13 protein-coding genes are annotated in these 14,568 nt (G+C 38.4%); 12 read left to right on the forward strand and 1 reads right to left on the reverse strand.

Translation table 11 applies throughout. The features are described 5' to 3' along the window. Positions 1-28: 28 nt before the first annotated feature. The 9 genes from MHI18_RS14540 (at position 29) to MHI18_RS14580 (ending at position 10,806) form a co-directional block, all read left to right on the forward strand. A complete protein-coding gene (locus MHI18_RS14540; protein WP_340848359.1) occupies positions 29-1,060 on the forward strand; it encodes an NERD domain-containing protein in 1,032 nt (343 codons plus the stop codon). A 161-nt stretch (positions 1,061-1,221) separates the two neighbouring features. Next, positions 1,222-2,391, forward strand: a complete 1,170-nt coding sequence (locus MHI18_RS14545) for an MFS transporter (RefSeq protein ID WP_340848360.1) — start codon at positions 1,222-1,224, stop codon at positions 2,389-2,391. Between the two features lie 322 nt (positions 2,392-2,713). Beyond that, positions 2,714-4,603, forward strand: coding sequence for an OPT family oligopeptide transporter (locus MHI18_RS14550; RefSeq protein WP_340848362.1), 1,890 nt, complete (start codon positions 2,714-2,716; stop codon positions 4,601-4,603). After that, positions 4,596-4,964 carry a PqqD family protein gene (locus MHI18_RS14555; RefSeq protein ID WP_340848364.1) on the forward strand — a complete coding sequence of 123 codons (369 nt, stop codon included), beginning with the start codon at positions 4,596-4,598 and terminating at the stop codon, positions 4,962-4,964. The genes MHI18_RS14550 and MHI18_RS14555 overlap by 8 nt, the downstream gene beginning before the upstream one ends. A 253-nt stretch (positions 4,965-5,217) precedes the next feature. Continuing rightward, on the forward strand, positions 5,218-6,501 hold the full coding sequence (locus MHI18_RS14560; protein WP_340848366.1) for an ABC transporter substrate-binding protein: 1,284 nt from the start codon (positions 5,218-5,220) through the stop codon (positions 6,499-6,501). A 79-nt stretch (positions 6,502-6,580) separates the two neighbouring features. After that, positions 6,581-7,528: a carbohydrate ABC transporter permease gene (locus tag MHI18_RS14565; RefSeq protein ID WP_340848367.1), complete on the forward strand. Its 948-nt coding sequence runs from the start codon at positions 6,581-6,583 to the stop codon at positions 7,526-7,528. Beyond that, positions 7,525-8,367 carry a carbohydrate ABC transporter permease gene (locus tag MHI18_RS14570; protein WP_340848370.1) on the forward strand — a complete coding sequence of 281 codons (843 nt, stop codon included), beginning with the start codon at positions 7,525-7,527 and terminating at the stop codon, positions 8,365-8,367. The genes MHI18_RS14565 and MHI18_RS14570 overlap by 4 nt, the downstream gene beginning before the upstream one ends. Before the next feature lie 57 nt (positions 8,368-8,424). Beyond that, entirely contained in the window at positions 8,425-9,441 is a 1,017-nt protein-coding gene (locus tag MHI18_RS14575; protein ID WP_340848371.1) for a LacI family DNA-binding transcriptional regulator, read from the forward strand. Between the two features lie 21 nt (positions 9,442-9,462). Then, a complete protein-coding gene (locus MHI18_RS14580) occupies positions 9,463-10,806 on the forward strand; it encodes a GH1 family beta-glucosidase (RefSeq protein ID WP_340848372.1) in 1,344 nt (447 codons plus the stop codon). Positions 10,807-11,018: 212 nt separating this feature from the next. On the opposite strand, the gene MHI18_RS14585 is transcribed toward MHI18_RS14580, so the two are convergent. After that, a complete protein-coding gene (locus tag MHI18_RS14585; protein WP_029714163.1) occupies positions 11,019-11,219 on the reverse strand; it encodes a cold-shock protein in 201 nt (66 codons plus the stop codon). Positions 11,220-11,591: 372 nt separating this feature from the next. Between MHI18_RS14585 and nagE the strand changes: the two genes are divergently transcribed. From nagE to MHI18_RS14600, 3 genes are all read left to right on the forward strand, one after another. After that, a complete protein-coding gene (gene nagE, locus MHI18_RS14590; protein ID WP_340848375.1) occupies positions 11,592-13,046 on the forward strand; it encodes an N-acetylglucosamine-specific PTS transporter subunit IIBC in 1,455 nt (484 codons plus the stop codon). A gap of 189 nt (positions 13,047-13,235) precedes the next feature. Beyond that, positions 13,236-14,306 carry a YeeE/YedE family protein gene (locus tag MHI18_RS14595; RefSeq protein WP_340848377.1) on the forward strand — a complete coding sequence of 357 codons (1,071 nt, stop codon included), beginning with the start codon at positions 13,236-13,238 and terminating at the stop codon, positions 14,304-14,306. Positions 14,307-14,318: 12 nt separating this feature from the next. After that, on the forward strand, positions 14,319-14,543 hold the full coding sequence (locus MHI18_RS14600; protein ID WP_340848379.1) for a sulfurtransferase TusA family protein: 225 nt from the start codon (positions 14,319-14,321) through the stop codon (positions 14,541-14,543). The last annotated feature ends 25 nt before the right edge of the window (positions 14,544-14,568 follow it).

The following is a 14,568-nucleotide window of genomic DNA, read 5'->3' on the forward strand; positions in this document are numbered from 1 at the left end:
TATAGTTACATAGTGAGGTGGAATATCGTTGAAGGCTACATTTACCGATTATGTGAAGCATTTAATGAAAATAAAAACAATTTCAGAACCGACTTTTCTGAAAGATTTTGAACAAGAAAGTCAACAGCTGCATGAGTTAAAAAAGCTTAGCAGAGAGAGCCCAGCTAATAAGAGAACGCTTATCGAACGAGATTTACTTCTCTTAAAACATGGGATTGAAGGGGAAGCTAAGGTTTACTATGAATTAAAAAATTCGTTTATTCCTATGCTTTGTCTGCATGATATTCGCATTCCTTATAAGGATTATTACGCTCAATTTGATTTTGTCATTATAACAAATAAATTGATTTATATTTTGGAAACGAAAAAGCTGAGTGGAGATATAGAAGTGAATGGTGATGGCGATTTTATTCGCATTATCAAGAATAAGCATGGAAATATTATTAAAAAAGAAGGTATGTATAGTCCAATTTCTCAAAGTGAACGACAAGTAAATATATTAAGGGAAGTGTTACTAAGAGAAGAGCTGATTAAAACGTTACCAATTAAATCAGCCGTCATTATTGCGAATCCAAAGTCAATTATTAATAAAACATATAGCCCTAATCGAATTAAAGAGAAGTTATATAAGCACGATCAAATAGGTCAGCTGCTAAAGACTGAGATGGCGAAAGAAAAGGATCGAGATATTTTAGAAAAACAGCAATTTAATATCGCGCGTTTCCTAATGGAAAAACATGAGCCACTTAAGATCGATTATGCCGCAAAATATGCTGTTCATAATATTGAACTGATTCCTGAGGTGGAACTTGCATCCGCTGTTGACACTATTGAACTAGATTCAAAGGAAAAAGATATTTATGCAATGTTAAAGGCTTATCGCTTAGAAACCTCTAGGAAGGGGAATCTAAAGCCTTACTGGGTATTTACGAATAGCGAATTAGATGAAATCGTCGAGCGGAGGCCGAGAAATATAGCCGATCTAATAGCGATAAAAGGATTTGGAGAAACAAAAGCAGCGAAATATGGTGCGGCAATTCTAGAGATTGTGAATAAATAAGCGCGTTCGTGTGAGCTGGTTAAAAGTTCTGAGTATGGAAACACATAGAAACACCTGCGTTGACTTTCAATATTTGGAATACTATACTTTTAGACGAAAAAGAATGAATTAAGTTTATCGGTATTCAAGATGGTTTTATGGATCTTTAGAAGGAGAAAACTATGGAAACTAAAAAAGTGTTACCCGTTCTTTTTTTAGTAATGTTTTTAGTGATGGTTGGATTTGGTATCATCATACCCGTTTTACCATTTTTAGCAGAAAAAGTTGGCGGTAGTCCAACTGAACTTGGAATTTTAATGGCTGTATATTCGTTAATGCAATTATTCTTTGCCCCAATGTGGGGACGTATTTCTGACCGTATCGGACGGAAGCCGGTTATGCTGATTGGAATTGCAGGGCTTGCTCTTTCCTTTTTCATTATGGCAATGGCAGATTCTTTATGGGTCTTATTTGTAGCCAGAATTGTAGGCGGGATTCTTTCTTCAGCAAATATGCCAACGACCATGGCTTATGTAGCAGATATCACGACACCTGAAGAACGAGGAAAAGGAATGGGGATTATTGGAGCTGCTACAGGATTAGGCTTCGTTTTTGGTCCAGCAATTGGCGGGATTTTCTCTAAGGTTAGTTTGAATATGCCTTTTTATATTGCTGGGATTTTCTCGATTATTACATTCTTTTTAGTTGTTCTTTTAGTGAAAGAATCATTGTCAGTAGAAAAGAGAGTAAAACGATCTGATGATAAAACGTCCATGTGGAAGGCCTTTCAGGGACCTGTATCAATCATCTTTATTCTGCAATTAATTATTACACTTTCAATGGCAGGTCTTGAAACGACTTTCGCTTATTTTGCAGCAAAAAGAGCAGGAATTGGTACGGTTCAATTAGGATACATATTTATGATTATGGGATTCGGCAGTGCAATTGTTCAAGGTGGATTAGTTGGACCAATGACGAAAAAATATGGGGAAGGTTCAGTTATACGAGTGGGGATTATTGTGTCAGCTATAGGGTTTATCTTAATATTGTTCTCACATAGCTTCTGGACATCTGCAGCGTTTCTAACCATTTTTGGTTTAGGAAACGGAGTCATTCGTCCTGCCATTTCGTCTCTTTTGACGAAAAACTCAACATCTGGACATGGGAGTGCTACTGGATTGCTTTCCTCATTTGATTCATTTGGCCGTATAGCAGGGCCTCCTATCGGGGGAGCATTATATTCTGTATCAATTGGTTTACCTTATATTTCAGGAGCAATCCTTTCAATATTCGCGTTAGTTCTCTATCAAATTTATCATGCTAAGAACCGTAAGATGAATATGGTCGCTTGAGTGTTTTTAATCTGTGCACATGTGTTCCTTAATCGGACACATGTGTACAGATTTTTTTATTGTGACTATGACTGGAATAATATTGTTAAATAAAGTAGAGATTAATTAAGTACACGTTCTATTCGCAAATATAATGGGGAAAACAAAAACAAAAACATCTGTATAAAGGCTCTAATAGCATAGATTAGACGTGTAGTACTTTTGACGGAATTTTCACGCTCGTCTGATTTAATTCTATTATAAGAATTACCATTGCCGAAACTAAAATTAGAGTGATATAATGTCTCCTATGATTTAAAGTCCAATACAGGAAGTGACTAAATTGTCTAACAATTCAAAAGAAAGTAAATTTGTTCCTTACGTCTCAGCGTCAAAGTCTCTACCAGAGCTAACAGCTACTGCAATTATTCTAGGTATTATTCTTGCTATAGTTTTTGGGGCAGCAAACGCATACTTAGGACTTCTTATTGGACTAACTGTTTCAGCATCAATTCCTGCGGCAGTTATTTCAATGGCAATCTTAAGAGGAGTTTTACGTCGTGATTCAATTTTAGAAAATAATATTGTTCAAACAATGACTACAGCCGGTGAGGCTATTGGAGCCGGAGCTGTATTTACACTTCCTGCCTTATTCATGTGGGATCTAGAAGTGAGTCAATTATTTATTATTTTCGTAGCTCTTACCGGAGGGTTCCTAGGTGTATTTATGATGGTACCCCTACGACAGCTTCTAATTGTGAATGAACACGAAACTTTACCATTTCCAGAAGGAACTGCTTGTGCAGAAGTTCTGAAATCAGGTGAAGAAGGCGGTTCAAATGCAAAATTAATTGGTGTTGGGTTAGTCATCGGTGGTGCGATTAAAGTACTTGGTGATGGTGTTAAACTATTCAAAACAGAAGTTGAAACAAGCATTATAGGATTCAAAAATGCTGTTGTTGGACTTGATGTTTTTCCAGCCTTATTAGGTGTAGGTTATATCATTGGGCCGCGTGTAGCCGGGCAAATGCTTGGCGGCGGACTACTAGCTTGGGTTGTACTTATTCCAGCAATCAGCTTCTTTGGCGGTAATGCTACAGCAGCTATCTTCCCATCGGAAGTTCCAATCAGTGAATTGGATGCATGGGGAATTTGGGATAACTACATCCGTTATATCGGTGCTGGTGCGGTTGCTACAGGGGGATTAATTACCCTAGTTAAAACTTTACCAATGCTCTTTAAATCTGCTATGGATACAGTAAAAGGGTTACAATCCAATAAAGGCCAGCTTAAACCACAGCCTATTCGTACGGAAAGAGATATGCCTGCGAAATATGTTTGGATCGGTATCTTGGCTATCATTCTAATTATTGCTTTTGTACCTGTTACAGATGTTGGATTTATTGGTGCTCTTGCCATTGGAATCTTTGGTTTCTTATTTGTTACTGTAGCTTCTAGGATTGTCGGAATCGTGGGTAGTTCTTCGTCACCGGTTTCTGGAATGACTATTGCGACGTTACTAATTGTTGCTCTTGTCTATTCATCAGTGGGCTACACAGGAATGAACGGTATGGTTGCTGCATTAACAGTTTCAGCAATTGTATGTACGGCTCTTGCGGTTGCAGGAGACGTTTCTCAAGATTTGAAAACTGGCTACATTGTCGGTGGAACACCATGGAAACAGCAAGTGGCTATGATGATTGGTGTCGTTGCATCTGCTTCTGTAATTGGTTTGATCCTTATTCTTATGAATAATGCATATACTATTGGGTCAGCGGAACTGCCGGCACCTAAAGCAGCACTTATGAAAATATTGGCTGAAGGTGTGCTAGGTGGAGATTTACCTTGGACGTTGATCTTTATCGGCGCAGCTATTTCAATCACGCTTGAGTTCTTTGGTTTAAATTCACTGACCGTTGCAGTAGGTATTTACTTACCAGTTCATACTAGTGCGCCAATCATGATTGGTGGATTTGTTCGTTACTTCGTAGAATTCTTTGCTAAAACAAAAGAAATTCTTAAAGAACGTGTAGACAGAGGGGTCCTATTAGCTTCTGGTTTAATTGCTGGAGAATCTTTACTAGGTGTATTAATTGCTGTATTAATTGCTGTTGGAGTGAAAATTCCAGATACAGCCGCAATGGCGAGCAACCTAATACCGCTGATATTATTCTTGGCATTAGCTTTATTCCTTTGGTATGTAGCTAGTAAGAAGAGTAAGAAAAATGTTTAAAAAAAGACGTAAAGAGGAGAAGAACCTATTGAATATGGTTCCTCTTTTGGAGAAACGAGTTACTTTGACTAAGGAGTCCAATGGAGCTTTTTTGATTATCCAAAGGACTAATATAGTAGAGAGATTTACCATTCGTTTCTTCAGACAGCCTGCCGTTCGTCGAATTAAACTCGATAAATTTGGATTATTTGTGATTGAACAGCTTGATGACCACAAGAATGTTCAGCAAATAGCTGAAGAGATGAGTGAACATTTTGGCGAAGAAGCAGATCCTGCCCTGCCACGGCTTGTCAAGTTTTTACAAGTACTGGAAGTTTATGACTGGATTATATGGGAAACAGATGATCCAGTTTTAAAATAAGTTTTCCCCCCATATTCTTTATGGGGGGATTTTTTATGTGTAAGGGATATAATTAGTTTTCTAGAAACATATTGATTTTATAATTATCATTCACTATAATCATTACTGAAAGCGCTTTATTGGTTAAATTTGTAATTGCTATATTTTTTTACTCTTTGTAGAAACCGGTTTCGTTAATTAGAAAGGAGGTTCATAAAACGCTTAATAGAGGGCGATTTCAATAAAACTTATTCTATTTTCGGGGGGAAATATCATGAAATTCAAAAAATGGCTATTAGTCGGTTTTTCATCCTTACTAGTATTTGGAGTTGCAGCATGTTCATCTGATAAGAGTTCAAGTGACGGCGGCAGTAAAGATAAAGAAGTTTCAATTGATTTTTGGGTATTTGGTGCAACTGGTTATGAAGAGCTTGCTAAGGAATATGAGAAAGAAAATAAGAATGTGAAAATTAAAATTAAAAAATCAGAAACGGACGCACATCATAGTAATTTATTTACTGCACTATCTGCTGGAACCGGTGCACCGGATGTTGCGATGCTAGAAGTAGACCAGGTTGACCGCTTCCGGGATGCTCAAGATCGGCTGCTGAATTTATATGATATGAAAGCTGATGAAATAAAGGATCAATACTTAGATTGGAAATGGAAAATCGCTGAAAATGATGGTGGAAAATTTTTAATGGGACTTCCGACAGATATAGGTCCTAAAGGACTTTACTATCGTACTGAGCTATTTGAAGCTGCAGGCCTGCCAACAGAGCCTGAAGAAGTGTCGGCTCTTATCTCTACACCAGAAAGTTTTAAAGAAGCTGCGTTAACCATCAAAGAAAAAACAGGAAAGCCTATGGTTGCGAGTATGGAAATGATGTACCGGGCAAAACTTGATACCTTGGAAGAAAGTTATTTTGATTCAGAAGGAAATCTATTAATTGAAGAATCAGGTAATGGCGTAAAAGGTGCATATGATCAAGCAATTGAAATGAATAAGTTAGGACTAGTAGGCAATTTACCTATGTGGTCGGCAGAATGGGGAAGTGGGGTTCAAAAAGGGGACTTTGCTGTTGAATTAGGCGCAGCTTGGTTTAAAGGTTGGATGGAAGGAAACGCACCAGATGCTGCTGGTAAGTATAAAGTGGCAACATTGCCGACAGAATACAGTGGTAACTGGGGCGGGTCATACATTACCATTCCAAAAGAAACGAAACATCCTCAGGAAGCTTACGATTTTGTAAAATGGTTGGTTTCACCTGACAATCAATTAAAATCATTTAAATCCAGCGGGCTGTTCCCATCTTCGCCGCTAGTGTATGAGATGGATGACTTTAAAGCTTCTACGGATGATTATTTCAGCGGCCAATCGACGCAAAATGTATTTGCTGAATCAGCTCAAAAGATTGGCTATGTCTATAAAGGGAAAAATTATATTACGGTTAATGATGAAATCAATGCCGCATTGACAAATGTTCAAGATGGAAAAGATCCCGAGAAGGAATGGACAGCTGCGATTAAACGTATTAAAAAGGCACTTGATCGCTAATAGGAAAGACCAAATAAAAAATCTGGCGGTTATCATGCCGTCAGATTTGTATTTTTATAGTCTCTGAGGAGGAAGTGAAATGATTCCTTTAGAAGTAAAAAAGGATCCGGTGTCTAGCAAACGTTCTTTATCTGAAAAAACGAAAGATATGATATCAGGCTATTTATATATTTCACCATTTTTTATTATCTTTGCCATTATCGGCCTATATCCAGCGATATTTAGTCTTTTCCTGGCGTTTCAAAAATGGAATGGGATGGGCGAAATGGAGTTTGTGGGGCTTGCTAACTTCAAAGTTATTTTAACAGACCCTTTATTCTGGAAGTCTGTCTATAATACGATTGTGCTTGGAGTTATGGGAACTGCCCCACAGTTGGTAGTAGGATTAGTACTTGCTTTCTTTTTAAATTTAACGTACCTAAGATTCAAAAACTTTTTTCGTATCACGATTTTTATGCCGTACATCACTTCTATGGTTGCGGTTGCTTTAGTATTCAGCGTTTTTTTTAGCAGCAATGATACAGCCTTAGTCAATTACTTAATTGGTTTAATCGGGATTGATCCAGTCAATTGGAAAACATCAGAGTGGGGAGCTAAAATTGCTATATCAACGATGGTGTTTTGGAGATGGCTTGGGTACAATACCATAATTTTCTTCGCGGGAATGCAAAGTATCTCCAATGATTTGTATGAGGCGGCTAAGATTGATGGAGCCAATAAATTACAACAGTTAAGATATATAACGATACCTATGTTAAAGCCGTTTATACTATTGACTGTCTTTTTTTCGACGGTGGGTGCGATGCAGCTATTTACGGAGCCGGCTGTATTTCTTGGTAACGCGGCGTTTTCACGGGATGAGGCACTAACAGTGGTAATGTATTTATACCGTGATGCATTTAGAATTGCTTCATATGGTACGGCGTCGGCGTCGGCTATTATACTGTTAATCTTTATCGTAGGTGCTTCAGCATTGAATATGATGATTACTCAAGGATACGGAAGAAAAAGGGGGAGAAAAGGATGAGTCGAGAGGTCGGAACTAAAAAGTGGGGAATCGGACGTCTGGCCATCTATTTATTCTTAACTGTTATCTCTTTCTTTTCAATCTTCCCGTTTTATTGGATGTTTGTCATGGCTACAAGCCCAAGTTCGGCTTATAATTCGATTCCGCCTACGCTAATTCCAGGAGATCAGTTAGTAGCAAACTTTAAAAAGGTCTTAGAAATGATTCCGTTTTTTCAATCGATGGTGAATACACTGATTGTCTGTCTAGTCGTGACAATTGTTGTGCTGTTTATCAGTTCGCTGGCAGGATTTGCATTTGCGAAATTTAAGTTTCCGGGAAAGAATATTTTGTTTTTTTCCATTTTATTTACGATCGTAATTCCTCCTCAGCTGGGACTCATCCCACAATACTTATTAGTGGCAAAGGCAGGGTTTCTTGATACCTTATTTGCAGCGATGGTTTTGTTCTTTTTAAACCCGTTAGGAATCTTTTTAATGCGGCAATATGTAAATCAATCTGTACCTGATGAATTAATCGAAGCCGCCAAGCTCGATGGATGCTCTAACTTTAGGATTTATCGAAGCGTGGTCTTGCCAATTATCCTTCCGGCTTTTGCAACACTTGGAATTATTGTTTTTACGTCGGTATGGGGAGAGTTCTTATGGCAGTTTACGGTCCTTCGTGATCCGGAATCCTATACCATTCAGGTGGCACTTGCCTCATTAAATAATACCAATAGAGTTGATTTTGGTATGCTTCTGTCAGGGGTGTTCTGGGCGACTGTTCCACTTCTAATCGTCTTTTTAATCTTTAACAAATTATTTATCTCGAGTATTGCTGAAGGTTCAGTTAAGTAGAATGCAGACAAATCAGAAAAACGCTATAGGTAAGCAGCTAGATTTGAGGGAAGCAGGATGACGTTAACAATCCGTGATATAGCACAAATGGCGGGTGTATCAAAAGCAACAGTGTCAAAGGTGATTAATCATTATGAGGGAGTCAACGAACAAACGAAGCGTAAGGTCATGCATATCATTGAAAAGACTGGCTATCAACCTACGTTTTCCGCCAAATCGCTGGCGACCAATAAATCTGGTCTAATTGGTTTGATTTATGCTGGGGAGACGAATGTAAAGTTTAATCATCCTTTTTTTAGTGAAGTTATATCCACTTTTCAAAAGAACATCGTCGGACTTGGCTATGATATTATTATTTTTTCGAATGAACCGTCTGTTCGGAAAAATGTTGATTATTTAGCAAGATGCAGACATTTTCGTCTGGATGGCTGTCTGATTGTAGCTGGTGAAGAGATCGAGCAGGCGGTTATGGAGCTTGATCAGAGTAAAATCCCTTGTGTGGGAATAGATATCAAACTCACTGGAAAGAACTCCGCTTTTGTAATGACAGACAATTTAATGGTCTCTCAATTAGCAGTTGAGCATGTATATGAAGAGGCATGCGGAGAAATCGCTTTTATAGCAGGCAAGAAAACGTCGGAAATATCAAATCTTCGTTTAGAAGGTTTTCTTCGAGCAATGAAGCAACGTAAACAACCCATTCGACCAGAATGGATTGCACATGGAGACTTTTTTGAAAAAAGCGGTTATGAAAGTATGAAGCGCATTCTTCAAAGTCGGGAGATTCCTAAAGCAGTCATTGCAGCTTCAGATATGATGGCACTTGGTGCAATGAGAGCGATTAAAGAAACGGGCAGAAGAATTCCTAGGGATATTAAAGTGGTTGGCTGTGATGATGTGGAGGCATGCCGATATAGTGAGCCTACATTAAGTACAGTCAAACAAGATAAACAAGAGTTAGGCAGGATAGCTGCTAAAAAATTAAATGATCTGATTACTAAAGAAACATGTAGTGAACCATCAATTGTTAAACCGGAACTTGTGATTAGACATTCATCAATGAACAGTATGTGATGATGAATGAGGAGGGTATTCATGTCCACTATTCAATTCCCAAAACAGTTCAAATGGGGAAGTGCTACGGCAGCGTATCAAATTGAAGGTGCAGCAAATGAAGATGGCAGAGGACTGTCAATATGGGATACGTTCTCTAAAATACCAGGGAAGGTATATAACGAAGAAAACAGTGATCGTGCGTGTGATAGTTATCATCGATATGAAGAAGATATACAGCTTCTCGATGAATTAGGAGCAGATATGTATCGTTTTTCCGTTTCGTGGCCGCGAATTTTTCCAAATGGAACAGGAGAGGTGAATCAAAAAGGAGTCGAGTATTATCATAAATTAGTTGATTCCATGATTGAAAAAGGAATTGAACCGATGTGTACTCTCTACCATTGGGATTTGCCTCAAGCCCTCCAGGAAAAGGGAGGTTGGGAAAACCGTGAGACCATTTCGGCCTTTACTGCTTATGCTGAATTTATGTTTAATGAATTTAACGGAAAAATTAAGAAATGGATAACCTTGAATGAACCATGGTGTGCCTCTTTTCTATCAAATTACATAGGTGTTCATGCGCCAGGTAATCAGAACCTTCAGCTTGCGACAGATATAGCTCACCATTTAATGGTTGCTCATGGAAAAGCTGTTCAAAGCTTTCGAAAATCTGGGACAGAGGGAGAAATAGGTTTCGCTCCGAATGTTACTTGGTATGAGCCTTACAGCAGCAAACTGGAAGACATAGAGGCATGTGATCGGGCAAATGGTTGGAATTTAGAGTGGTTTTTTGACCCCGTTTTCAAAGGGGCTTATCCACTATTTATGCTAGAATGGTTTGCAGCAAAAGGTGTAGTACCGCATGTTAAAACAGGAGACATGGAAGCTATTTCTGAAAAAAATGATTTTCTTGGTATTAATTATTACACGGGAAATGTCGCTAGGTATAAAGAAAATGAAGGATTATTTAACTGCGAGAGTATTGATATGGGATACGATCAAACGGACATTGGCTGGTTTATCTACCCGGATGGATTTTATCATGTACTTGTCAAAATTAAAGAATTATATGGTGACGTTCCTATTTATATTACCGAAAATGGTTCGTGTTATAATGATGAACCAGAAAACGGGAAGGTACAGGATAAGAAAAGAATAGACTATTTAAAGCTTCATTTAACAGCGCTGGAAAGATCGATTGAATCGGGTGTAAATGTTAAAGGATACTTGACATGGTCTCTGCTTGATAATTTTGAATGGGCATATGGCTATAGTATGAGATTCGGAATCGTTCACGTCAATTATGAAACGTTAGAGAGAACCAAGAAAGACAGTTATTATTGGCTTAAAGATACAATAGAAAAAGGTTTGTTTGAAGTATAAGCGAGGTCAAGTTAAAACGATGAAAAGTAATTTGAATAAATTTACTTTTCATCGTTAAAGTATGTTATAATTAGACAAACCTTTTAACTGTGTTTTACTTTACTTGGACCAATCACTTTGCTCATTCGTGAGCAAAGTTTTTTTATGTTTATTTTTAAGCATACAAAAAGACAGCCCCTGCAAGCAGGGGCTGTCTATATAATCAGTTAAGATTATGCTTTTTGAACGTTAGTAGCTTGGGGTCCACGTTGACCTTGTTCTACTTCAAAAGTAACTTCTTGGCCTTCATCTAAAGACTTGAAGCCTTCACTTTGGATAGCTGAGAAATGTACGAATACATCGTCTCCGTTTTCGCGTTCGATGAAGCCGAATCCTTTTTCTGCGTTAAACCATTTTACTTTACCTTGTTCCATTTTTGTTGCCTCCTAGTGCTTTCACACATTGTATTACTATCCTTGCTCTCAGTGAACAACGAGACGAAAAGTTAAACTTTTTGTTTTCATTTCTACCGGACAAAAATAATTCTTCTTAAGAATAACATGGATTGTTCTAAAAAGCAAATCAATCAATTATTAATAAGATAGATAGGTAAACAGGCTTAAGATATTTTTGTCGAAAATAGAGGATTTATGGGTCTTAATATGGAAGTCTTTAGGTAGATTATTATTCTTCATTGAACCGGCAGCAATCTAGGAGGTGAATGGAAAAGGTTTTGTTTAATGATATTATTCGTTCCTTTACATTTACGTTTAGAAGAGATGACTAATTACTAGGGGGAAATGATCATGATGAAATTTTTACAGAAAATCGGCCGATCTTTGATGTTGCCTGTTGCCGTATTGCCGGTCGCTGCGATTTTGATGGGGATAGGCTATTGGATTGATCCAAACGGTTGGGGATCTGGCAATGCGTTGGCGGCTTTCCTTATTAAAGCGGGGTCTTCTATCTTAGACCATATTCCGATTCTTTTTGCCGTCGGTGTCGCACTCGGAATGTCTAAGACAAAAGATGGATCAGCAGCTTTAAGCGGACTGGTGGCTTTTTTAGTAGCAACTACGCTGCTGGCACCTGATTCGGTAGCTATGTTAAAAGGAATTGAAGTAGAAAATGTGAACGCTGCGTTTGGTAAAATTGACAATGCGTTTGTAGGAATTATTTCAGGGCTCGTTGCAGCCTTCATGTTTAATCGCTTTAGTCACGTGAAATTACCAGATGCACTTGCCTTTTTTAGCGGAAAACGACTTGTCCCAATCATGACAGCGCTCGCTATGCTTGTTGTTGCCTTATTGTTATTCTTCATTTGGCCGGTTGTTTATACAGGACTTGTTAATTTTGGTGAATTAATTAGTAAATTAGGCGTCCTAGGAGCTGGTCTTTACGGATTCTTTAACAGACTGTTAATTCCAACAGGTCTACATCATGCGTTGAATGCTGTGTTCTGGTTTGATTTAATTGGGATTAATGATATCGGAAACTTCTGGAAAGGCGATGGAATAAAAGGAGTTACAGGCATGTATCAAGCGGGATTCTTCCCTATCATGATGTTTGGCCTTCCGGCTGCCGCATTAGCTATGTATCATACAGCTAAAACAGCAAAGAAAAAGCAAACAGCTTCCTTAATGCTTGCAGCAGGCTTTGCTTCGTTCTTTACAGGCGTAACGGAACCGCTTGAATTTGCCTTTATGTTCCTAGCTCCATTGCTCTACTTAGTTCATGCACTTTTAACTGGCTTGTCCTTAATGATTGCAGCTTTCTTCCATTGGACAGCAGGTTTTACCTTTAGTGCTGGTTTTATTGATTATTTCTTAAGCTTTAATCTTCCGCTTGCCAATCAGCCGTATATGCTGCTTGTTCAGGGGTTAGTATTTGCTGTAATCTATTATTTCTTATTCCGCTTCTTAATCGTGAAGTTTAATTTAATGACACCAGGAAGATCGGATGATATGGAAGAAGAAGAAGAAGTTGTTGTAACAGACAACGCTGCTGCTTCAAGTAATAAATACGCTGATATGGCAGCTCAAATCTATGTGGGCTTAGGCGGACGCGATAATATTACTGCCATTGATAATTGTGTCACACGTTTGAGAATTGAAGTGAAAGACATGGATGTAGTTGACCAAAGAAAAATTAAAGCAACAGGGGTACCAGGCATTAATATTGTCGGTCCTCAAAGTATACAAGTAATCGTTGGTACTCAAGTTCAATTTGTAGCAGATGAAATGGAAAAACTTCATAAATAAATACCAGTGAGAAAAGCCGTTCCTTTTACAGGAACGGCTTTTTCTCTGAATAAAAACGTAAGAGATTTATTATAAACCTTTGGAAACTTTTAGATTTTGATTTAAACTCTTGACTAAAACTGCTATTATCCATATTATATTCACATAACACATAGACTTACTTGGTTTTAAAGAAGGAGAGAAAATTAAATGATACAAATGATCCTAACGGGTTTATTTTGTGGGGCATTACTGGGTTTCGTTATGCAACGAGGACGCTTCTGTCTCACAGGTGGATTTCGGGATATGTATATAGCGAAAGATAATCGTATGTTTTATGCATTATTAATTGCGATAGCGGTTCAAAGTATTGGTGTTTATACGTTAATCCAAATGGATGTTATTCAATTTACAACGGGTGCCTTCCCTTGGGTTGCCGTAATTATAGGTTCTTTTGTATTCGGTATTGGCATCATCCTTGCCGGTGGTTGTGCAACAGGTACATGGTACCGTGCGGGTGAAGGTCTGCTAGGCAGCTGGATAGCGCTTGCTGGGTACATGCTGATGAGCACGATTATGAAATCAGGACCATTAACACCTGTAAACGAATCGATTTCTTCGGTTGTTCTTCCAAAGAATTCAATTGCTGATACAACAGGGATTTCTGTCTGGGTCTTCATTACTATTTTCGCAGCTATTGTTGTCTGGATTATCAGTAGAGAATTAAGAAAGCCAAAGGTTGTAATTCCTTCAATGAAGCCAAAGCGGACTGGGATAGCGCATTTGCTATTTGAAAAACGCTGGCATCCATTCTTCACGGCTATGTTGGTGGGATTAATTGCGATCCTAGCTTGGCCGCTTAGCGAAGCTACTGGCAGAATGTCTGGATTAGGGATTACTACACCTTCTGCAAATATTCTGCAATATTTAGTAACGGGTGATGTTTCTGTTATTAACTGGGGAGTCTTCCTTGTTCTAGGGATTTTCTTGGGTTCGTTCATTGCAGCAAAAGGGAGCCGAGAGTTCCGCTTTAGAATGCCTGATGCTAAAACAGGGATTACGAGCTTTATCGGCGGAATTTTAATGGGCTTTGGCGCTAGTCTTGCCGGCGGATGTTCAATCGGTAATGGTTTAGTTATGACAGCTATGATGACTTGGCAGGGATGGGTGTCCCTGGTCTTCATGATACTAGGAACATGGACTGCATCGTATTTTGTCTTTATACGACCAAATGTAAAAAGAAAAGCGGCAGCTGCACAATCAGCTGTTACTACAGCTTAGGAGGAAGAAAATATGCAAAAAACACTAGAAGTAATGGGAATGGTTTGTCCGTTTCCTTTAGTAGAAGCAAAAAATGAAATGGAATTTCTTAATTCAGGTGATGAATTAATCATTAATTTTGACTGTACACAAGCGACAGAAACTCTGCCGCGCTGGGCTGCAGAAGCAGGACACACAGTAACTAATTACGAACAATTAGATGAAGCGTCTTGGACAATCACTGTTCAAAAAAAATAAATATTAAGTTGGCTCCAGTCTTCGT

The sequence above is a fragment of the Peribacillus sp. FSL H8-0477 genome (assembly GCF_038002765.1).
Taxonomy (GTDB): Bacteria; Bacillota; Bacilli; order Bacillales; family DSM-1321; genus Peribacillus.